At 55.7% G+C, this 18,850-nt stretch carries 19 protein-coding genes; 6 read left to right on the plus strand and 13 right to left on the minus strand.

The genetic code is table 11. The annotated features are described in order from the left end of the window. Nucleotides 1-274: 274 nt before the first annotated feature. The 4 genes from F7Q90_RS16980 to phoB all read right to left on the minus strand — a co-directional run bounded on the left by F7Q90_RS16980 (nucleotide 275) and on the right by phoB (nucleotide 4,615). Nucleotides 275-1,378 (minus strand): cobalamin-independent methionine synthase II family protein, encoded by a 1,104-nt coding sequence (locus F7Q90_RS16980; RefSeq protein ID WP_006117573.1) that lies wholly within the window; start codon nucleotides 1,376-1,378, stop codon nucleotides 275-277. Nucleotides 1,379-1,657: 279 nt separating this feature from the next. Continuing rightward, entirely contained in the window at nucleotides 1,658-2,578 is a 921-nt protein-coding gene (locus tag F7Q90_RS16985; RefSeq protein ID WP_006117574.1) for a PstS family phosphate ABC transporter substrate-binding protein, read from the minus strand. 13 nt (nucleotides 2,579-2,591) lie between these two features. After that, nucleotides 2,592-3,911 carry a phosphate regulon sensor histidine kinase PhoR gene (phoR, locus tag F7Q90_RS16990; protein ID WP_006117575.1) on the minus strand — a complete coding sequence of 440 codons (1,320 nt, stop codon included), beginning with the start codon at nucleotides 3,909-3,911 and terminating at the stop codon, nucleotides 2,592-2,594. 14 nt (nucleotides 3,912-3,925) lie between these two features. Continuing rightward, nucleotides 3,926-4,615 (minus strand): phosphate response regulator transcription factor PhoB, encoded by a 690-nt coding sequence (gene phoB / locus F7Q90_RS16995; protein ID WP_006117576.1) that lies wholly within the window; start codon nucleotides 4,613-4,615, stop codon nucleotides 3,926-3,928. Between the two features lie 205 nt (nucleotides 4,616-4,820). Between phoB and sbcD the strand changes: the two genes are divergently transcribed. The 3 genes from sbcD to F7Q90_RS17010 are packed head-to-tail and all read left to right on the plus strand — an operon-like array spanning nucleotide 4,821 to nucleotide 10,064. Then, nucleotides 4,821-6,017, plus strand: coding sequence for an exonuclease subunit SbcD (sbcD, locus tag F7Q90_RS17000; protein ID WP_006117577.1), 1,197 nt, complete (start codon nucleotides 4,821-4,823; stop codon nucleotides 6,015-6,017). Beyond that, nucleotides 6,014-9,688 carry an AAA family ATPase gene (locus F7Q90_RS17005; RefSeq protein ID WP_006117578.1) on the plus strand — a complete coding sequence of 1,225 codons (3,675 nt, stop codon included), beginning with the start codon at nucleotides 6,014-6,016 and terminating at the stop codon, nucleotides 9,686-9,688. The genes sbcD and F7Q90_RS17005 overlap by 4 nt, the downstream gene beginning before the upstream one ends. Nucleotides 9,689-9,698: 10 nt before the next feature. Continuing rightward, nucleotides 9,699-10,064, plus strand: a complete 366-nt coding sequence (locus F7Q90_RS17010; RefSeq protein WP_006117579.1) for a cell envelope integrity protein TolA — start codon at nucleotides 9,699-9,701, stop codon at nucleotides 10,062-10,064. Between the two features lie 132 nt (nucleotides 10,065-10,196). Here F7Q90_RS17010 and mak read toward each other — a convergent pair whose 3' ends face one another. Further along, nucleotides 10,197-11,102, minus strand: a complete 906-nt coding sequence (mak, locus tag F7Q90_RS17015) for a fructokinase (protein ID WP_006117580.1) — start codon at nucleotides 11,100-11,102, stop codon at nucleotides 10,197-10,199. Between the two features lie 143 nt (nucleotides 11,103-11,245). On the opposite strand from mak, the gene rdgC reads away from it, so the two are divergent. Beyond that, on the plus strand, nucleotides 11,246-12,157 hold the full coding sequence (gene rdgC, locus F7Q90_RS17020; RefSeq protein WP_006117581.1) for a recombination-associated protein RdgC: 912 nt from the start codon (nucleotides 11,246-11,248) through the stop codon (nucleotides 12,155-12,157). A gap of 32 nt (nucleotides 12,158-12,189) precedes the next feature. On the opposite strand, the gene ppnP is transcribed toward rdgC, so the two are convergent. From ppnP to aroL, 3 genes are all read right to left on the minus strand, one after another. Further along, nucleotides 12,190-12,480, minus strand: a complete 291-nt coding sequence (gene ppnP / locus F7Q90_RS17025; RefSeq protein ID WP_006117582.1) for a pyrimidine/purine nucleoside phosphorylase — start codon at nucleotides 12,478-12,480, stop codon at nucleotides 12,190-12,192. Between the two features lie 154 nt (nucleotides 12,481-12,634). After that, nucleotides 12,635-12,826 (minus strand): YaiA family protein, encoded by a 192-nt coding sequence (locus F7Q90_RS17030; RefSeq protein ID WP_006117583.1) that lies wholly within the window; start codon nucleotides 12,824-12,826, stop codon nucleotides 12,635-12,637. 111 nt (nucleotides 12,827-12,937) lie between these two features. Next, nucleotides 12,938-13,462, minus strand: coding sequence for a shikimate kinase AroL (gene aroL / locus F7Q90_RS17035; protein ID WP_006117584.1), 525 nt, complete (start codon nucleotides 13,460-13,462; stop codon nucleotides 12,938-12,940). Between the two features lie 282 nt (nucleotides 13,463-13,744). On the opposite strand from aroL, the gene F7Q90_RS17040 reads away from it, so the two are divergent. Continuing rightward, the gene (locus F7Q90_RS17040) at nucleotides 13,745-14,452 is read left to right on the plus strand and encodes a DUF2076 domain-containing protein (RefSeq protein ID WP_006117585.1); all 708 of its coding nucleotides are present in this window, start codon (nucleotides 13,745-13,747) and stop codon (nucleotides 14,450-14,452) included. A gap of 1 nt (nucleotide 14,453) precedes the next feature. Here F7Q90_RS17040 and F7Q90_RS17045 read toward each other — a convergent pair whose 3' ends face one another. Next, on the minus strand, nucleotides 14,454-14,903 hold the full coding sequence (locus tag F7Q90_RS17045) for a YaiI/YqxD family protein (RefSeq protein WP_006117586.1): 450 nt from the start codon (nucleotides 14,901-14,903) through the stop codon (nucleotides 14,454-14,456). 275 nt (nucleotides 14,904-15,178) lie between these two features. On the opposite strand from F7Q90_RS17045, the gene proC reads away from it, so the two are divergent. Then, the gene (gene proC, locus F7Q90_RS17050; protein ID WP_006117587.1) at nucleotides 15,179-15,991 is read left to right on the plus strand and encodes a pyrroline-5-carboxylate reductase; all 813 of its coding nucleotides are present in this window, start codon (nucleotides 15,179-15,181) and stop codon (nucleotides 15,989-15,991) included. 47 nt (nucleotides 15,992-16,038) lie between these two features. Here the strand turns inward: proC and F7Q90_RS17055 are convergent, their stop codons facing one another. The 4 genes from F7Q90_RS17055 to F7Q90_RS17070 form a co-directional block, all read right to left on the minus strand. Further along, nucleotides 16,039-17,571 (minus strand): FAD-dependent oxidoreductase, encoded by a 1,533-nt coding sequence (locus F7Q90_RS17055; RefSeq protein WP_006117588.1) that lies wholly within the window; start codon nucleotides 17,569-17,571, stop codon nucleotides 16,039-16,041. A 223-nt stretch (nucleotides 17,572-17,794) separates the two neighbouring features. Beyond that, nucleotides 17,795-18,097, minus strand: coding sequence for a PsiF family protein (locus tag F7Q90_RS17060; protein ID WP_006117589.1), 303 nt, complete (start codon nucleotides 18,095-18,097; stop codon nucleotides 17,795-17,797). Nucleotides 18,098-18,213: 116 nt separating this feature from the next. After that, nucleotides 18,214-18,468, minus strand: a complete 255-nt coding sequence (gene iraP / locus F7Q90_RS17065; RefSeq protein ID WP_006117590.1) for an anti-adapter protein IraP — start codon at nucleotides 18,466-18,468, stop codon at nucleotides 18,214-18,216. Nucleotides 18,469-18,753: 285 nt separating this feature from the next. Beyond that, the coding region (locus F7Q90_RS17070; RefSeq protein ID WP_151160719.1) for a transposase domain-containing protein at nucleotides 18,754-18,850 on the minus strand (97 nt) is incomplete at its 5' end.

Consider the following 18,850-nt stretch of genomic DNA (forward strand, 5'->3'; position numbering starts at 1 on the left):
GGTGATTTGAGCTGCTTTTTTTCTGTTCACAGAGGGATAAATCGACAACGGCCGTAAGTAAAACGTTTATAGCGAAGAAAGGCAATACGAGATCGGAAAACCAGAGGCTTATTTCGTGATTTAAGTCAAAATTAGTGGATCACATCAATATTAGCAGCAAGCACATCAGATGATGTGCCTTAATAATAAACAGGCCATGGGAAATACCAGCATACTGACGTCTTTTTATGCACAAGTGGCGCATACATTGCGCCACACTGCGCACTTTTGACGCTTACCAGACCTGATTCGCCACATCCACAACCAGACGAATCTTCTGCCACTGTTCCGCTTCGGTCAGGCTGTTCCCCTCTTCCGTTGAGGCAAAGCCACACTGTGGACTAAGGCAGATCTGGTCAAGGCTGAGGTACTGCGTCGCCTCCTGTAAACGTGCTTTTACCTGATCCACGTCTTCGAGTTCGCCGACCTTGGTGGTAATTAAACCAAGCACCGCCTGCTGATGACTCGGCCGGATAAAACGCAGCGGTTCGAAACCGCCGGAACGGTGGTTATCATATTCCAGGAAAAACGCATCGACATTAACAGTGCCAAACAGGATTTCGGCCACAGGTTCATAGCCGCCTTCTGAAATCCAGGTCGAACGGAAATTGCCGCGGCAGACATGCAGACCGACGGTCAGATCGGCCGGTTTATCCTCCAGCGCTTTATTCAGCACGCGGGCGTAGGTTCGGGCCAGCTGCTCGGGATCGTCACCGCGCTCGCGGATCTCACGCTTTTGATCGTCCGAGCACAGGTACGCCCACACCGTATCATCCAGTTGCAGATAGCGGCAGCCTGCCGCATAAAAGGCGGCGATTGCGTCTTTGTAAGTCTGTGCCAGATCGTCAAAGTACACATCAAGATCGGGATATACCTCCGCGTCGATCACTTTACGTCCGCCACGGAAATGCAGCACGCTGGGACTGGGAATCGTCATTTTCGCCACGGCATCCCCTGCGATGCCTTGTAAAAAGCGGAAATGATCCAGCATCGGATGCCCGTCAAACCCCAGTTTGCCGGTCACTTTGACACCGTGCGCTTTGGTCTGTACGCCGTTGAACTGAATGCCCTGATCGGCTTCAAAATGTTCCACGCCTTTCAGGCCGTAGAAAAAGTCAAAATGCCACCAGCCGCGACGGAATTCCCCGTCCGTGACCACTTTGAGGCCGTTTTCACGCTGTTTTGCCACCACATCACGGATGGCTTCGTTTTCAACCTCACGCAACTCGTCAGCGCTGATTTCCCCCGCCTGGTATTTCTCGCGAGCCTGTTTGATCGCGGCAGGACGAAGAAAGCTGCCAACGGTGTCGGCACGAAACGGGGCGGTTTGTCTTTGCATGATCACTCCTTGTCACGGCCAGATAATTTCGGCCGGGAATAGTTACATAATGTTATTTTAGCATTCTGGATGGCTAAACGTCTAAATGCAGAGTGACATGCTGTTCTCTCAGCGGCAAACGAATAAAATTCACGTCGCCTGAAAAAAATTCATGTTGCATTGTTGCCGTCGGCTTTTCTGTCAGCGACCGCAGGACAGACAGCCTGATCGGGCTTACGGGTCCGGAGGCAGGCTGTTTCACGGTGACGCTACCGGCGTTTGTTGACGGGCAGGTGGACGTTATTCGAGCGAAGCGCGAGCCTGAGCAATCTGCGCCGCAGAGAGCGGCAAATACCCGGCCTCGCTGACGCGCTGTTGACCCTGACTGGAAAGCACCTGTCGTAAAAAGGCATCGACCAGTGGCGGTAAAGGTTTACCTGGCGCTTTATTCACATAGAGATAAAGCGGACGCGACCATGGATAGCGGCCGGTACGGATAGTCTCTGGATCCGGTGCCACCGCGTCGCCGTTTTTGGTCACCACAGGCAGCAACCTGACGCCGCTCAGATGGAAACCAAAACTGGCATAGCCGATGCTGCGGGGATTACCGGCTACGGCCTGTACCACGGCGGCAGAGCCGGGAAACTCGGCCACGTCATTGCGGAAATCGCCCTGACACAGCGCCTGCTGTTTGAAAAAGCCCCATGTTCCCGAGGCGGAGTTACGGCCATAGCGCTGGATGGGACGCTGCTGCCATTCTGTCTGGTGCAGTCCCAGGTCACCCCAGCGTTGTGGAACCTGATGCGCGCCGCAAAGCCGGGTGATGGAAAAAACCGCATCGAGCTGCCGCGGATCAATTTCACGCAGCGGGTTACGTTGATTGACCACCACGACCAGCGCATCCTTTGCCACCGGCACGGCCAGCGGCGGATAGCCATAGCGCGCCTCAAAGGCCTGGCGCTCATCAGCCTGCATCGGACGACTCATCGCGCCCAGTTGAACGGCCCCGGCGGTCAACGCAGTGGGCGCGGTAGACGACCCCGAAGCCTGAACCTGAACGTTCACGCCAGGCGCCTGACGGCTAAAGTCATCTCCCCATAACGTCATCAGGTAGCCGAGCGTGTCGGAGCCGGCGCTACTGAGATTTCCGGACAGCATGACGGGCTGCGCCTGCCCGAGGGCTGGCAACAGCGAAAAGAACACCAAAAGAAAAACGCGCATCGTTCCGGTCCGTTCACGATTGATGAACGGCATTCTCCTGCATCCCGTTACTGACAATCAACCTTGGTGCCAGGGTAAATGTAAAACAGGTTTCCTGATGCGGGATGCTGGTGATCTCCAGCCGGGCATTATGGTGACTCAACGCATGTTTGACGATAGCCAGCCCTAGCCCGCTGCCGCCAGTCGCACGTGAACGCGCTTTATCTACACGATAAAAGCGTTCGGTCAGGCGCGGAATATGCTCAGCGGGAATACCGGGACCGTTATCGCAGACCTTAAATACCGCGCCCTGCTTGCTGCGTAACCAACTGATATCAATTCGTGTGCTGTCTGGCGTATGGTTGACCGCGTTGTAGACCAGGTTGGAGATGGCACTGCGCAATTGCTCGTCATTGCCAAACACTTTCAGATGCGGATCGGTGTGAAAATGGATTTGATGTCGCCCGCCGTTCAGCGTTTCCGCTTCATGTTGCAGCAGTTTCAACATGACCGGCACATCAACTTTTTCTTTCATATTGATGACCGGGGCCGCCTCAATACGCGACAGCGTCAGAAGCTGCTTCACCAGGCTGTCCATTCGGCGGGTTTGTTCTGACATGGTGTGCAAAGCTTTGTCACGCGAACGTTGATTCATGACCGAGTCATTCATCATCTCCAGATAACCCTGAAGCACCGTCAGCGGCGTCCGGAGTTCGTGACTGACGTTGGCGAAGAAGTTGCGTCGTGCACCTTCCAGCTGGTGCATTTGCGTTACGTCGCGGGCCACCATCAACCACTGCCCTTCGCTGTAGGGCATAACACGAAATTCCATGTGATGCTGGTTATTCAGCACCAGCGTCAGCGGCTTGTCGAAATCGCGCTGGCGCAGATAACGTGAAAATTCAGGATAGCGCAGCAGATTAAGGATATTTTGCCCGTTATCTTCGGGCCAGCGCAGCCCGAGGTGCTGCTGTGCCAGGCCATTGCACCAGAAGATGGTGCCCTCTTCCGTTGTCAGGATAACGGCATCCGGCAGCGACTCTGCACCACTGCGAAACCGTTTGATCAGATGACCCAGCTCACGCCGCCGACGTCGGTTGCGCAGTTGCATTTGATACAGACCGTAAAACAGCGGTTCCCAGCTTGCCTGACCGGAAGGCGGGGTCATCGTGCGATCCTGCCACAGCCAGTGCGACAGCCGCATCAGGTTATAAAAATGCCACAGTAAAATACCGACTACGCTGAGTAACAACAGCCACGGCAGATAGCCGAACAACAGGCCGAGTACCAGCGCAGGCAAACACGCCAGCACCAGTTCGGACAATAATCGCTTCCAGGAGAGGCGTTCCAGCACGGTTAAAGCTCCGTTTAAAAGCGGGCAGAGAAACGATAACCTGTTCCGCGGACGGTTTGTACCATGCGATCGTGACCGGTCAGTTCCAGCGCTTTGCGCAGACGGCGAATATGCACGTCAACTGTACGATCTTCAACATAGACGTTGGTGCCCCAGACGTGATTCAGTAGCTGTTCACGGCTGTAAACACGTTCAGGATGGGTCATAAAGAAGTGGAGCAGCTTGTACTCTGTCGGCCCCATCTCCAGCGGCGTGGTTTCCGACATCACCCGGTGCGAGGAGGGATCCAGGCTCAGGCCCTGCATTTCAATTACATCTTCGACCGCCATCGGCGAAATGCGACGCATCACAGCTTTGATACGGGCCATCAGCTCTTTCGGGGAAAACGGTTTGGTAATGTAGTCGTCGGCCCCGACTTCCATGCCACGCACGCGATCTTCCTCTTCGCCACGTGCGGTCAGCATCATGACCGGAATATCACGCGTCATCGCTTCACGTTTAAGGTGTTTGATAAACTGAATGCCGCTGCCGCCAGGTAACATCCAGTCCAGCAGGATAAGGTCAGGCCAGGGTTCAATCAGCTTACTGACGGCGCTGTCATAATCTTCTGCCTCAATCGGCTGATAATCATTTTGTTCCAGAACGAAACATAACATCTCACGGATTGGAGCTTCATCTTCCACAACTAAAATGCGCTTAGCCATTATGACTCCTGCAGGTAGGGCGGCTTTCACTGATATTTGCGGCGCCATTATGCGTCAGTTTTGTGACACTTTTATGAAAAAGTTAGCCATAAAAACCGGCCTGCAACAACCATTTATGACAACATGACAACATGACGACATGTTTTGTGGCTTTAGTGATGGAGCCAGTATAATCGCCGGGCGATTTGTTATGGCAGGGAGTGTTATGCGCATTATCCATACCGCGGACTGGCACCTGGGGCAGTTCTTTTACAACAAAAGCCGGGCCGCTGAGCATCAGGCCTTTCTGGACTGGCTGCTGGCCCGGATTGAAGAACATCAGGTGGATGCGCTGATTGTGGCGGGTGATTTATTCGATACCGGCACACCGCCCAGCTATGCACGTGAAATGTTCAACCGCTTTGTGGTGGCGTTACAACCCAGCGGCTGTCAGCTGGTGGTGCTGGCCGGAAATCACGATTCGGTGGCGACGCTGAACGAGTCGCGTGAACTGCTCGCCTGCCTGAATACCCGCGTGATTACCACGCCGCAGGACGGTAACGATGTGCTGATGTTAACGACGCGTCAGGGCGAACCGGGCGCGCTGCTGTGCGCCATTCCTTATCTGCGGCCACGCGATATTATGCGCAGCCAGGCCGGCCAGTCAGGACGCGATAAACAGCGCAGCCTGCTGGAGGCCATTACCGCCCATTATCAGCGCAGTTTTGCTGCCGCACAGGCGCTGAATCTGGCGCTTCCCATCGTCGCGACCGGCCACCTCACCGCCCTCGGCGTCAGCAAAAGCGACTCAGTGCGCGATATCTATATTGGTACACTGGATGCCTTTCCGGCCTCGGCCTTTCCGCCTGCAGATTATATTGCGCTGGGGCATATTCATCGTGCGCAGCGCGTGGCCGACAGCGATCATATTCGCTACAGCGGTTCGCCGATTCCGCTCAGCTTCGATGAACTGGGCAGCGAAAAAAGTGTGTTCCTGCTGGATTTCAGCCCGTCAGGCCTGACGGTCACGCCCCTGACCATTCCCCTGTTCCAGCCGATGCAGGTCCTGAAAGGCTCGCTGGCGCAAATCACCCGGCAGCTCAGCCAGTTTTCTGCGCCCGACGGGACCAAACCTGTCTGGCTGGATATTGAAGTGACCACGCAGGAATATTTAAGTGATTTGCAGCGTCAGGTAGAAGCGCTGACGGCCTCCCTGCCCGTAGACGTTTTGCTGCTGCGCCGCAGCCGTGAACAGCGCCAGCACAGTCTGGCACAGCTGGATAAAGAAACCCTGAGCGAACTGAATGTGGAAGAAGTGTTTGCCCGACGACTGGCGCTGGATGACGCGCTGGACGCGGATCAGATTGCCCAGACCACCCTGCGGTTTAAACAGACGCTGGCGGATCTGGAGGAGCAGCCATGAAAATTCTGACGCTGCGCTTCAAAAATCTTAACGCGCTCAAAGGTGAGTGGTTTATCGATTTCCGCACCGAGCCGTTTGCCAGCAACGGGCTGTTTGCGATTACCGGCGCGACGGGCGCCGGTAAAACCACGCTGCTGGACGCCATCTGTCTGGCTCTGTATCACCAGACGCCGCGCCTGGGCGGCATCTCTCAGGGGCATAACCCCCTGATGACACGCGACTGTGCCGAGTGCCTGGCGGAGGTCGAGTTTGAAATTAAAGGCGAAGCCTGGCGGGCATTCTGGAGCCAGAACCGCGCGCGCGGCACCGCTGACGGTAAACTGCAGGCTCCCCGCGTTGAGCTGGCGCGCTGCGCCGATAATCAGATTGTGGCAGATAAAGTGAGCGATAAGCTCAAACTTACGGAAACGCTGAGCGGGCTGGATTTTGCGCGCTTCACCCGCTCAATGATGCTGTCACAAGGCCAGTTTGCGGCGTTTCTTAACGCCAAAGCCAATGAGCGGGCAGAACTGCTGGAAGAACTGACCGGAACCGAAATTTATGGTCGTCTGTCCATGGCCGTGTTCGAACGCCACAAAGCGGCCAAAACGGCGCTGGAACTGTTACGCAGTCGGGCAGGCGGCATGGCGCTGCTTGATGAGGCAACCCGTACTGCACTGCACCAGCAAAAAAAGGCCCTCAGCGACGCTGAACACCAGCTGACTGCCGCGCTTGCCGTGGCGCAGGCGCAGCAACAGTGGCAGCAACAGCATCAGCAGGCTATTGCGGATACAGAGCAGGCAACCGCGGCCCTCGCAGCGGCAGAGCACGCCAGTCAGGCTGCAGAGCCGGATCGTCAACGTCTGGCGCGCAGTGAACCGGCGGAGAAACTGCGCGGTCCGTTGCAGCAACGTGACAGTCTGCTGGCCGAACGCAACGCGATGCGGGAACGTCAGCAGCAGCTCAGCCAACAGATGCACACGGCCACACAGGCGCATCATGTGTTGCAGCAACGCTATGCGGAAACGGACACGGCGCACGAACAGTGCCGACAGCAACAGCAGCAGCAGGAAACGCTGTTGACCGGGCAGGTCATTCCGCTTGATCAGTCTCTCTCTGCCTTATACGAGCACATTCAGCAGCTACAGCAGGATGCCGAACGGCAACAGCAACACTGCGCTCAGCGCGAAGCCGCGTTACACAGCGAAGCCCGCCAGGTGCGCCACCTGCAAGAGACGATTGCCCAACAGCATGCCCTACGTGAGCAGTTGGCTGACATGCCGCAATGGGGTGAACACCTTCCGATCTGGAAAGAGCGTTTTGCCCAACTGACCCGCTATGAAGCGACACAGGCTGAGCTGGATCAGCAGATACAGCAGCAACAGCGCCACATCCATCAGCGCCAGGGGGATATTGAGCAGCTGGCACAGCAACTCACGCCACTGGATCAGGCCGCACAGCAGGCGCAGCAGTCCTTGTCTCAGGCTGAGCAAGCACTAACTTCCCTTCAGAACGCGCATCCACCTGAAGCCTTACGTCAGGCACTGAGCCAGCATCAGCAACAGCGCGAGGCGCGCCATGCGCTGACGATAGTGGCCGCGCAGTGGCAACCCCTGCATCAGCAGCGCACGCAGTACGAAAAACGCCTGCATGAACTTGAGACGGCTCAGCAGCAGGCTGAAAGCGCATTGCTGACGTTAAGAGAAGCCTGGCGACGGGAAAAACAGCAGCTCAGCGACGTAGAGAAAATTTGCCAGCTCGAAAGCCAGATTGCTGACCTGGAACAGTACCGCGCCCGGCTTGAAGCCGGGCAGCCCTGCCCGTTGTGCGGCGCCTGCGAGCATCCTGCGGTCGAAACCTATCGTGCTCTGGAAGTTAGTGCTAACCAACAACGTAAAGCCGAGCTGCAAAAACAGGTAGACGCGTTGAGTGAAACCGGGACGGCAAAGAAGGAGCAGATAAAGCAGCTACAGGCTCAACAGCAATCCCTGCGTGAAGAAATCACGGGTCTGACCCAACAACTTGATGACCTTTCTCAACAATGGCAGGAACTGAGCAGTGAGCTGGCGCTCACCTTCCCGCTGACAGATACGGATGCAAGAATCGCGTGGCAGCAGGCGCAAAATCGCCACGAGCAGACGCTCACGGCCCGGCTTGACGCACTGGAGCAAGCCGAGCGCGCGGTGCTGGCGGCCACAGATCACCACCTGCGGCAGCACCAGACATTACAACAGCATCAGCAAACACTACTGTTGACTCAGCAGCAACTGGAAAGCCAGCACCAGGCGCTTCAGGCGTTACAGCAACAGCAGCGTCAGGCCGCAGAAAACGGCCAGCAGCTGGAAGCCGCGCTGGCACAGCAGTTCAGCGACGTGGCGTTGTCTTTACCTGAACGTACGGCGCGCGACAGCTGGCTGGCAAACCAACAAGAGCGCTGGCAGCGCTGGCAAGAGAGTGAGCGGTTGCTTGCTAACCTGCAGCCGCAACTTGCACGGGCGGAAACACAGGCTGACGCGCTGCAACAGCAGTTACAGCTTGAGCAGCAACGCCTGGATCAGCAGCGGCAGCAGCTCACCGCGTTACAGCAGCAGGCACATGAAAAACAGCAGCAGCGTCAAGCCCTGTTTGGCGATCGCGATGTGGCTCAGGCGCGCCAGCAGATGCAGGTGCTCGTCGATCAGCACGAGGCGCAACTTACGCAGCAGCGCAACGCACTGCATCAGTCACAGGCAGAGGTCAGCCGTCTTAATGGCCAGTTGACGCTGCTGGAAAGCCAACTGCAGAGCCTGTCCGGGCGCGTCACGGAAGCAGAACAACGCTTCAGCGCGGCGCTGGCGGCGGCCGAATTCGCTGATGAAACGCACCTGCGCGCGGCATTGCTGGATGAACAGGCGGCGCAGCAACTGCGTCAGCAGCTTCAGCAAATTGACCAGCACCGTCTGCACCAGCAGGCACGCCTGGCAGAACTGCAGCAGCGGCTGGCGGCACATCAGCAGCAAAAACCGGCTTTGATGCCGGATTCACCGTACGTGCTGGCGGCAGAGCTGGCGCGCTTACAGCAGTCCCTGCGTGAAAATGCAAACCAGCAGGGCCAGGTACAGCAGCAGTTAGACAGCGATGCCAGCCTGCGAAACCAACAGCAAACGCTGCTGGCGCGTATTGCGCAGGATGAGACGGCGTTAGCGCAATGGACCCTGCTTAACGATCTTATTGGCTCGGCAACGGGCGATAAATTCCGGCGCTTTGCCCAGGGGCTTACGCTCGATCACCTGGTGGCCCTGGCCAACCGTCAGTTAGATCGCCTGCACGGTCGCTACCTTTTACAGCGACGTGCCAGCGATGTGCTGGAACTGGATGTGGTGGATACCTGGCAGGCCGACAGCGCCCGCGATACGCGCACGCTGTCCGGCGGAGAAAGTTTCCTGGTGAGCCTGGCGCTGGCGCTGGCACTGTCTGACCTCGTCAGCCATAAAACCCGCATTGAGTCGTTATTTCTGGATGAGGGCTTTGGTACGCTGGATGCCGAAACGCTGGACACCGCTCTGGATGCCCTGGATGCGCTTAACGCCAGTGGCAAAACTATTGGCGTCATCAGCCATGTTGAAGCCATGAAAGAGCGCATTCCCGTTCAGATTAAGGTACGCAAAATGAATGGCCTGGGTTACAGCACCCTTGACATCCCCGGCCAGTAAGAGGTTAACCATGTTGAGATGGACCGGTATTTTCGCGGTTGCCCTGCTGCTTTTAGCAGGCTGCAGCCAGCCGCTCGGCGCTGATGCCAGGCACTGCGCGCCGAACATGACGCAGACTCAGTGCCAGACCGTCGACCACTATATCGCGCAGGTGAATGCCGTGGTGATGCGCAATTTTCATCACGCGCAACGTTACACAGGCCAGCGCTGCCTGGTGACGGCACAACGCCGCGCGGACGGCCGCTATAACGTCATGCGCACAGAAGGAAATGAATCGTTATGCCTGAGCGCCTGGCAGAGCGTGAGTAGCGCGCGTGATATGCCCCTTCCGCCTCAGGGCGCGCCCCGGCAATGGGTATTTGCTTTTGCCCCGTAACCATAACGCGGCAGCTCGCGCCATCGCGGCCTGAACGTAAATGCAGATGCGCCCTTTCGGAAAGTCCTGAACCGGCGGTGCAGCCTGACGGTGATCAAGCCTGAAAACTGGCGGTTCACCGTCCACAACGGATTACTCAGGCCAGAGCCAGGCGGCTCCGCGAACACCGCTCGAGTCCCCGTGTACGGCTTTCAGTACCGGCGTTTCACATTCGCCGCCAAATACCCATTTTTTCATCAGTGTGGGGACGGTCTGGTACAGACGATCCACGTTGCTCATGCCGCCGCCCAGAACAATCACATCCGGATCGATCAGGTTAACCACCTGGGCCAGCGATTTAGCCAGGCGCATTTCGTAGCGGCTCATAGCCAGTTCCGCCACCGGATCCTGCTGTGCCAGCAGGTGAACAATCTCGGCACCTTTGCGTGTAACGCCGCTCAAACGCTGATAATCAGTGGCAAAGCCGGTGCCCGAGACAAAGGTTTCAATACAGCCCTGTAGCCCGCAATAACAGGGCACTTCAGCGCGATAGCGCAGTTCATCTTCGTCCATCCACGGCAGCGGATTGTGGCCCCATTCGCCCGCATTACCATTGCCACCGATACGGGATTCGCCGTTTATCGCCACGCCCGCCCCCGAACCGGTGCCAATAATCACTCCAAAGACCAGCGGCTTACCGGCACCCGCGCCGTCAACGGCTTCGGATACGGCCAGACAGTTCGCGTCGTTGGCAATGCGGACGTCACGATTCAGCGCGTGCGCCAGATCCTTGTCCAGCGGCTGTCCGTTAAGCCAGGTTGAGTTCGCGTTTTTTACCCGCTGCGTGTAGGGCGAAAGCGTGCCGGGAATACCGAGGCCTACCGTGCCCGTCTGTCCGGTCTTTTCTTCCGCCAGACGCACCAGATCGACAATAGCCTGTACCGTAGCGGCATAGTCGTTTCGGGGCGTGGAAACCCGATGGCGAAACAGCTCGCTTCCCTCGCTGGACAACGCAATCACTTCTGTTTTGGTGCCGCCCAAATCAATGCCGATGCGCACGGTTTATTCCTCATTATTCGTTAGGGGATTTTTACACTAAAAGGCGATGCCTTTAAAGGCAATGAAACCGCATCGATGTTTCGCTATCATGCGCACACTTAGTGAGATTTGTGCGCCCGATCGCGCCACGGTAAGGAATCCTGATGTTGTGGTTTAAAAATATGATGGTTTATCGTCTGAATCGTGACATTCCGTTGTCCGCAGACGGCATGGAAAAACAGCTTGAGGCATTCACCTTCTCGCCTTGTGGCAGCCAGGACATGAGCAAGACCGGTTGGGTGTCACCGATGGGAAACCGCAGCGATGCGCTGACCCATATGAATAACGGTCAGATTGTCATCTGCGCGCGCAAAGAAGAGAAAATTTTGCCTTCACCGGTGGTGAAGCAGGCGCTGGAAGCCAAAATTGACAAGCTTGAGGCAGAACAGAGCCGTAAGCTGAAAAAAACCGAAAAAGATTCGCTCAAGGATGAAGTGCTGCACAGCCTGTTGCCGCGTGCCTTCAGCCGTTTCAGCCAGACGTTTATGTGGATCGATACCGTTAACAATCTGATCATGGTGGACTGCGCCAGCGCGAAAAAAGCCGAAGATACGCTGGCCCTGCTGCGTAAAAGCCTGGGTTCACTGCCGGTCGTACCTCTGACGCTGGAAAGCCCGATTGAACTGACGCTGACCGAATGGGTACGTTCCGGCGATCTGCCCGCAGGCTTTGCCCTGATGGATGAAGCCGAGCTGAAAGCGATTCTGGAAGACGGCGGCGTGATTCGCTGTAAAAAACAGGACCTGGTATGCGACGAAATCGCCAACCATATCGAGGCCGGCAAGCTGGTGACAAAACTGGCGCTCGACTGGCAGGAACGGATTCAGTTCGTCCTGTCGGATGATGGTTCCGTGAAGCGCCTGAAATTCAGCGATACGCTGCGTGATCAGAACGACGATATCGATCGGGAGGATTTTGCTCAGCGCTTCGATGCCGACTTTATCCTGATGACCAGCGAACTGGCCGCCCTGACCAGTAATCTGATTGAAGCGTTGGGTGGTGAGGCTCAGCGGTAAAACAGGCGGCCGCAAAAGATGCGGCCGTTTTTTCAGTCTTTCAGATAGCGGCAAAGATAAGAGCTGGGCTCGCCTACCTGCAGATGAAACTCGCTGTGACCCGGCACGTTAAATACCGATCCCGCCTCGAACCATTTCCACTCTGTTTCCCCCGGCAGCAACACTTTCATTGATCCACTGACCACGGTCATCTCTTCCGGCTGGGCAGTGCCAAAGGTGTATTCGCCTTCTGCCATCACACCAACGCTGGCACGACCGGTGCTCGCACTGTCAAAACCGATGGATTTAACTTTTCCGTCAAAATACTCACTTACGTTGAGCATAAATCTTCCTCACAGCACATTAGGGTGACTGGCAGTGTAGAAGCGAACTTGCTGATCTGTCACGCGAAATAATGAGCGAATGTGATCGCTGGCGGTGACAAGGGGCGGGGATAAGACGGGCGCGCATCGACGGCATCCTTGCCAGCGCGACGGCTTACTCTTTTTCTACATCTTCGTAACGTTGTTTCGCATCATGCGCTTCCTGCTCTGAATCGTGCTCACTGATGAGTGAATCCGGCTTCGGATGATCGGCTCGCAGTTGCCAGGACGTGACTTTTTTACCTTCGGGGCCTTTTTCCACGGTCACAACGCGCGCTTCTCTGGGGTAAGGAGGTCTTGACGGCATCATTTGTCCCTCTTGGCTGAATGACATTCCACACGACAGGCGGTTGCCCGTCATGGAATAAGTATAGTCAAAAAGGCGTAAATCGCGGCGGGAAGGAGATAAATCTGACGGTTAGCTGGCGCGTGCCAGCGATAACGACTGCAGAATTTGCTCAACAACGCGTTCCGGCGGCTGCATCGCGTCCACTTCATGATGAGCGGCCATACGGTACAGGTGAGCACGGGCGCGCAGCACCTCTGTCATCTCTTCTGCGATGGGCCGTCCGGTCAGCGTCGGGCGCTGCGCAGCTTCAGGCTGGCTTTCCAGACGTCGGGCAAGCACCTCAGAAGGCGCACTTAACCAGATAACCTGACCATGCTCGCGCATATAGCGGCGGTTGACCTCTGCCAGCACCATGCCACCACCGGTCGCGATGATGGTTGAGGGCGCCGTCACGGCTTTCAGCGACTCGGTCTCCCGCGCACGAAAGCTTTCCCAGCCTTCCGCCGCGACAATTTCAGCCACGGTACGCTGGGTCGTGAATTGCAGGTGGTGATCGGTATCGCGGAAGGCATAACCCAGCGCATGAGACAGGGCTTCACCGATGGTGGTTTTTCCGCAGCCGCGCGCACCAATCAAAAAAATGGACAAGGACATCTGGGCACTTCCTCCGCCGTACAGCCCATAACAGCTGCAGGTCTGGCTTAAATAATACGCGCATCATAGCGGGAAATGATGGCGGCCTCTACCCATTGAGCGTATTTTACGCACAGTCAGACAACGCATTACATTAAACTTTTTATAAACAATGAATTAACCATGCACATTTTGTGCATGAACACCGTATTTTTGTCTCTGCAACATTTGCTTACCGCCACGAATTTACATTGCTGCTCATCGCCCCCATATACTGTTTACAGTCGCAACGGGAGAGTAATCATGCAACGCGAAGAACAACAACTGATTGAAAATCTGTTCAGCCGTTTGAAACAAGCGGAAAGCCAGACAGCGGCGCGCGATGCTGCTGCCGAACAACTCATCAAACAACACCTGCAGGAACAACCAGGCGCGCCCTACTACATGGCGCAGGCCATTCTGATTCAGGAAGCGGCCCTTAAAAAACTTAATGAACGTATTAAGGAACTGGAAAACCAGCTGGCGCAACAACAGGCGCAGCAGCAGCCGAAGAGCAGCGGTGGATTTTTATCCAGCCTGTTTGGCGGCGGCAGCGCCCAACCGCAGCCAGCTCAGCCGCAGTGGAACAGTGCGCCGCAACAGGCACCGCAACCGCAGCAACCTTATGCCAGCGCCCCGGCGCCACGTGGCAGCGGCTTCCTGGGCGGTGCCCTGCAAACCGCCGTTGGGGTGGCAGGCGGTGTAGTCATGGCCGATATGCTGACCAGCATGTTCCATCATTCTCAGCCGCAGGAGATCGTTAACATCATCAACGAGCAGCCGTTGCCGCAGGTGGACGACAGTCTGAATACCTTCAACGGTGGCAACGATCAGTCGTTCCTTGACCAGAACGGGGCGGATAATCAGTCTTTCCTGGATCAAAGTAACGGCTGGAGTGATTCCTACGCCGACAACGGCGACCTGAATGATTTTGGCGGCAATGACTTCGACGACGACGACAACTTCGTCTGATTTAGCGCTGGCGTTGTCGGAGCCAGCTGTCTAGTTCATTGGCAAACTGCTGGCGGTCCCGTGGGCTTAATGCGGCGGGGCCGCCTGTCTGAACACCGCTGGCGCGCATGGTGTCCATAAAATCGCGCATGGTCAGTCGTTCGCGAATGGTTGCTGGTGAATAGCGCTCCCCGCGTGGATTCAAGGCTGCCGCGCCCTTCTCAATCACTTCCGCGGCCAACGGAATATCGGCCGTAATCACCAGATCGCCGACGTTTACGCGCTTAACAATCTCATTGTCCGCCACATCAAATCCCGCAGGCACCTGCAGTGTTCGCAGCCAGGGCGAAGGTGGCACCCGCAGGGACTGGTTAGCCACAAAGGTCACCACGGTTTGCGTTCTGTCCGCTGCCCGGTACAGCACGTCCTTAATCACGTTAGGACAGGCATCAGCATCAACCCAGATAGCCATCGTTATTCCTTGTTCTGCAAAAGAGTGACGATGGTAACCTGTTTTGCTGACCGGGTTGAGTGAAAAACACAGCCCTCTTTAACGCAGAACCTGCTTTATCCGGCCTGGCTGCACCGCCACTGCGCCTTAATGCGCACCGCGCCATGTCCTGGCACGGTTAAACGCCTCCAGTCAGCGGGGTGACAGCAGGTCGTTCAGCACAGGGCTAACTTGTTATTAATCCTGTCTGCAGTAAGCTACATCGTTGATATGTGTAAACAGCGAAGGAGACGGTGATGCAGGAAAAGAAAATCGGATTTATTGGCGGAGGCAACATGGCCAAAGCCATCATTGGCGGCCTGATAAACAGCGGGCAAGTTGCACCGTCAGCGATCTGGATTTATGACCGTAAAGCCAGCACTAATCAGGAAATGGCCGAACAGTACGGTATCCATGCGGCTGAGAGCGCAGAAGCGCTGGCGCAGCATGTTGATGTCCTGTTTGGGGCGGTAAAACCGAATGTCATCCTCAGAGATCTGAATGATCTCGCCACCTGCATGAAAAAAGAGACGCTGGTTGTCTCCATTGCGGCAGGCGTTACCCTGGACAATCTGGCCTCCGTACTGGGACACGATCGAAAAATCATTCGGGCCATGCCGAATACCCCGTCTCTGGTGGGAGAAGGGATGACCTCGGTCACGCCCAATGCGCTGGTTGAACAGAGCGAACTCGATGAGGTCGTTGCAATGTTTAAAAGCTTTGGCCAGGCCGCGGTAGTGGATGAATACCTGATTCATTCCGTGGTAGGCGTGAGTGGTTCGGCACCGGCTTACGTGTTTATGTTCATTGAAGCCATGGCTGATGCTGCGGTGGCAGGTGGCATGCCGCGGGCGCAGGCCTACCAGTTTGCGGCACAGGCCGTAAAAGGTTCGGCACAGATGGTACTGGAGACCGGCAAACACCCGGGCGAGTTAAAAGATATGGTCTGCTCGCCGGGCGGCACCACGATAGAAGCGGTCAAAGTTCTGGAAGAAAAAGGTTTTCGCTCCGCCGTGATTGAGGCGATGCAGCAGTGCATGGCGAAATCAGAGAAGCTGAGCCGCAGTTAACCCGCGGCGTCTGGCAACGGCAGTGCGCGTTGCCAGGCGCCTCCCCACTAGCCAGCGGAACGGTAGTCCTGATAAAGCGCCAGCGCCTGCTTCACCGTCATGGGTTGCTGCATGTTGTCAACCAGCGCGGCGGTCAGAGTGTAAAGGCCACAGGAGAAAACCGCCGCCAGTTGCCCTTCTTTGCCATAAAACGCCATGAATTCCTTTTCTTCCAGCGAGCCCACCGACTGGTAGTCATCCCAGTCCGCCGCATGGCCAAGATATTCATAGCGCGTACCGTAGTGCGCGGTCCAGAAAAACGGCACCCGATCAAAGTGACGGATATTGCCCAGCATATTGATGGCCGCTGTCTGTCCTTGTTGTTCGGCAACACGAAAGTGTTCGATTCGCAACGGCCCCTGGGGAGAAGGATACGTGGCGATATCGCCTGCCACCCAGACATTCTCGGCCACCCGGAGTTGTTCGTCCGTTTGCAGGCTGCCATCCTCCAGCAGCGGCAAATCATGAATAAAGTGTGTGGCGGGTTTAACGCCGGTCGCAAACAGCACCACATCGGCGGCAATATGCTTGCCCGTTTTTAGTCGTACCGCGTTAACATGGTCTTCGCCCAGCAGGGCATCGATCTCGCCTTCGATAAACTTTACGCCGTTCGCCTGGTGGAGCTGATAAAAATAGCGACCCACGGCTTCGCCAAACTGTTTCGCAAACGGCAGCGGATGACGCGCAATGACGGTGACATCAATGTCGCGATTACGCAGTGAGGAGGCCAGTTCCATGCCGATAAAGCTGTTGCCGATAATGACAATCTGTTGAGTGTCATCGACCGCCTGCAGTAAGTCTGCGGTGTGCTGTTTACTGCGCAGGATATGAACGCCAGCAAGATTGCGCCCGGCCAGCGCAGGTTTGACGGGCGCGCCACCTGTGGCAATCAGGAGCTTATCGAATTGCAGCGTCGTACCGTCAGCAAATATTATCCGGTGCTGATGGTTATCAATCCGCTCCACGCGCTTTTGCAGGCGTTCTACGTGCGCCATGATGTCCTCACCCAGCAGTGAGGGCACCTCATCGATGTCCATTTTGCCCGAGGGGACAAATTTGGTTAACGCCGTGCGATCATAGGGTGCATCAGGCTCCTGCTCAATCAGGATCAGCCGCCCTTTAAACCCCTCGTGACGTAACCGCCATAGCGCCGCACTCCCGGCTGCGCCACCACCCAGCACGACAAAGACCGGCGCAGCGGCTCCACTGCCTATCGCAGTCGCAGGCGACATGGCTTTGGGATTCACCAGAACCGCCTCGTTTTCAATGCGCACGGGATACTGTTTGAGATCGGCCAGCGCGAGCGGCTCACACATTTTGCCACTGTCCAGTTCAAAAGTGGCTTTATGCCAGGGACAGATCAGCCGGTTTTCACAAATGGCACCCTGCTCAAGGGGTGCGCCGGCATGGGGACACTTCGCCTGGTAAGCGTGTACGTTGTCGCCATCACGAATTAACAGCAGCTCTGTTTCCCCGAGCTTTTTTTTAACCGGCTGGCGGTGCGGTAAATCCTTCAGAGCGACCACAAATTGATAGTTCACGACATAGCTCCTTCTCCGACTGTCACGGCTGAACGCGCAGATCAACAGGGCTTCTGCGCAAATGCCTGTAAACAGTAAGTGTGGCAAAGGATCGGCCAGACTCCGGTTTTAACGTCAGGATTTTTTGCTAACTGTTTGTTTAAGCGGAAATTAAAAATACGTGAGGATGTGACAGCGCAGGCAGGAGAAAACTAAAGCGGCCACCGAAATGGCCGACCGAACGTTAACTTTTCTTCAGACACTGACTCATGAAGGTTTTGCGTGCTTCCCCCGTCAGCTTTTTATCACCGGCCTGCAGATTACAGGTTTTCATTTTTACCTGCTGCGGCGACATGTCGGCGACCTTACTGTCCTTTTTCAGGCAATCGCTCATAAATTTCTTTCGCACATCGCCTTTCAACGCTTGTGACGTGGCATGTTCATTACACATGGCCATTTTTTGCTGTTGTGGCGTTTTTTCAGCCGCACTGGCGCTGCCGCCCACCAGTAAGCCTGCTAACACTAGCGTCATTAAACCGCGTTTCATTGTATTCACTCCCTCTTGATGAAAACAGATTAATTCTGGCACGTTACACGCTATACGGAATACGTTTATCAGGGAATAAGGCAGAGATCGCCAATCTGAATTGTCGGTGGCACTTTTCAGATACGCGGACGATTAAGTAAGCGCGTGACATAACGTTTTAGCAGGACCGTATTTTTATCATTATGATCTACATCGGCATTCATCATGGCGGTTTCAATACTGCTGACGATAGCGTGATGCTGCTCGGGTGGAAGCAAACGCAGCATCGCGGTAACCACGATTTCCAGCGCTTCGATCTGTGCAACCTGCTCTTTTGACGCCTCTTCTTTTTCTGCCAGGGTGATTAGCAACTCAGCAATCAGGTTTTTCATGCCGGGGCCCCTTCGTGTAAGACAAATAAAAATTAGCATTCGTCAGATTAAAAAACAAAGTGATTTTTCAGCCCGCTTTGCGTCCGACTCAGGCCATTTTGTCGCTACGGTTTTATTGCATTTATTTTGCCGGACAACGAAACGTTGTTATCGCAATGAAATAACACGCTGACTCACTCAGTCGAAATAAAATAAAGATTCCCGGCTGGCTTTTTTTAGCAGAGATTCTTTTCTTACAAGCGATAACGGCCGTTTGTAAGCGTCGCATTCAGACCGTATTGACGTTCAGGCAGAGGGAAGCTCGACCTTCCATGGCAGCAGATCGCGGACCCGGTTCACCGGCCAGTCCTGTATATGACCGATGACGTAACGCAACCACGTC

Origin of the sequence: Pantoea stewartii subsp. stewartii (genome assembly GCF_008801695.1) — a bacterium.
In the GTDB taxonomy this organism is placed as follows: Bacteria; Pseudomonadota; Gammaproteobacteria; order Enterobacterales; family Enterobacteriaceae; genus Pantoea; species Pantoea stewartii.

Bases quoted from the DNA above. Each gene is read 5' to 3' on its own strand.
- sbcD (WP_006117577.1), top strand. From the start codon at position 4,821: ATGCGCATTATCCATACCGCGGACTGGCACCTGGGGCAGTTCTTTTAC.
- F7Q90_RS17005 (WP_006117578.1), top strand. From the start codon at position 6,014: ATGAAAATTCTGACGCTGCGCTTCAAAAATCTTAACGCGCTCAAAGGT.
- aroL (WP_006117584.1), bottom strand. From the start codon at position 13,462: ATGTCCTTGTCCATTTTTTTGATTGGTGCGCGCGGCTGCGGAAAAACC.
- F7Q90_RS17030 (WP_006117583.1), bottom strand. From the start codon at position 12,826: ATGCCGTCAAGACCTCCTTACCCCAGAGAAGCGCGCGTTGTGACCGTG.
- ppnP (WP_006117582.1), bottom strand. From the start codon at position 12,480: ATGCTCAACGTAAGTGAGTATTTTGACGGAAAAGTTAAATCCATCGGT.
- phoB (WP_006117576.1), bottom strand. From the start codon at position 4,615: ATGGCTAAGCGCATTTTAGTTGTGGAAGATGAAGCTCCAATCCGTGAG.
- F7Q90_RS17045 (WP_006117586.1), bottom strand. From the start codon at position 14,903: ATGGCTATCTGGGTTGATGCTGATGCCTGTCCTAACGTGATTAAGGAC.
- F7Q90_RS17060 (WP_006117589.1), bottom strand. From the start codon at position 18,097: ATGAAACGCGGTTTAATGACGCTAGTGTTAGCAGGCTTACTGGTGGGC.
- F7Q90_RS16980 (WP_006117573.1), bottom strand. From the start codon at position 1,378: ATGCAAAGACAAACCGCCCCGTTTCGTGCCGACACCGTTGGCAGCTTT.
- rdgC (WP_006117581.1), top strand. From the start codon at position 11,246: ATGTTGTGGTTTAAAAATATGATGGTTTATCGTCTGAATCGTGACATT.
- proC (WP_006117587.1), top strand. From the start codon at position 15,179: ATGCAGGAAAAGAAAATCGGATTTATTGGCGGAGGCAACATGGCCAAA.
- F7Q90_RS16985 (WP_006117574.1), bottom strand. From the start codon at position 2,578: ATGCGCGTTTTTCTTTTGGTGTTCTTTTCGCTGTTGCCAGCCCTCGGG.
- iraP (WP_006117590.1), bottom strand. From the start codon at position 18,468: ATGAAAAACCTGATTGCTGAGTTGCTAATCACCCTGGCAGAAAAAGAA.
- F7Q90_RS17010 (WP_006117579.1), top strand. From the start codon at position 9,699: ATGTTGAGATGGACCGGTATTTTCGCGGTTGCCCTGCTGCTTTTAGCA.
- F7Q90_RS17040 (WP_006117585.1), top strand. From the start codon at position 13,745: ATGCAACGCGAAGAACAACAACTGATTGAAAATCTGTTCAGCCGTTTG.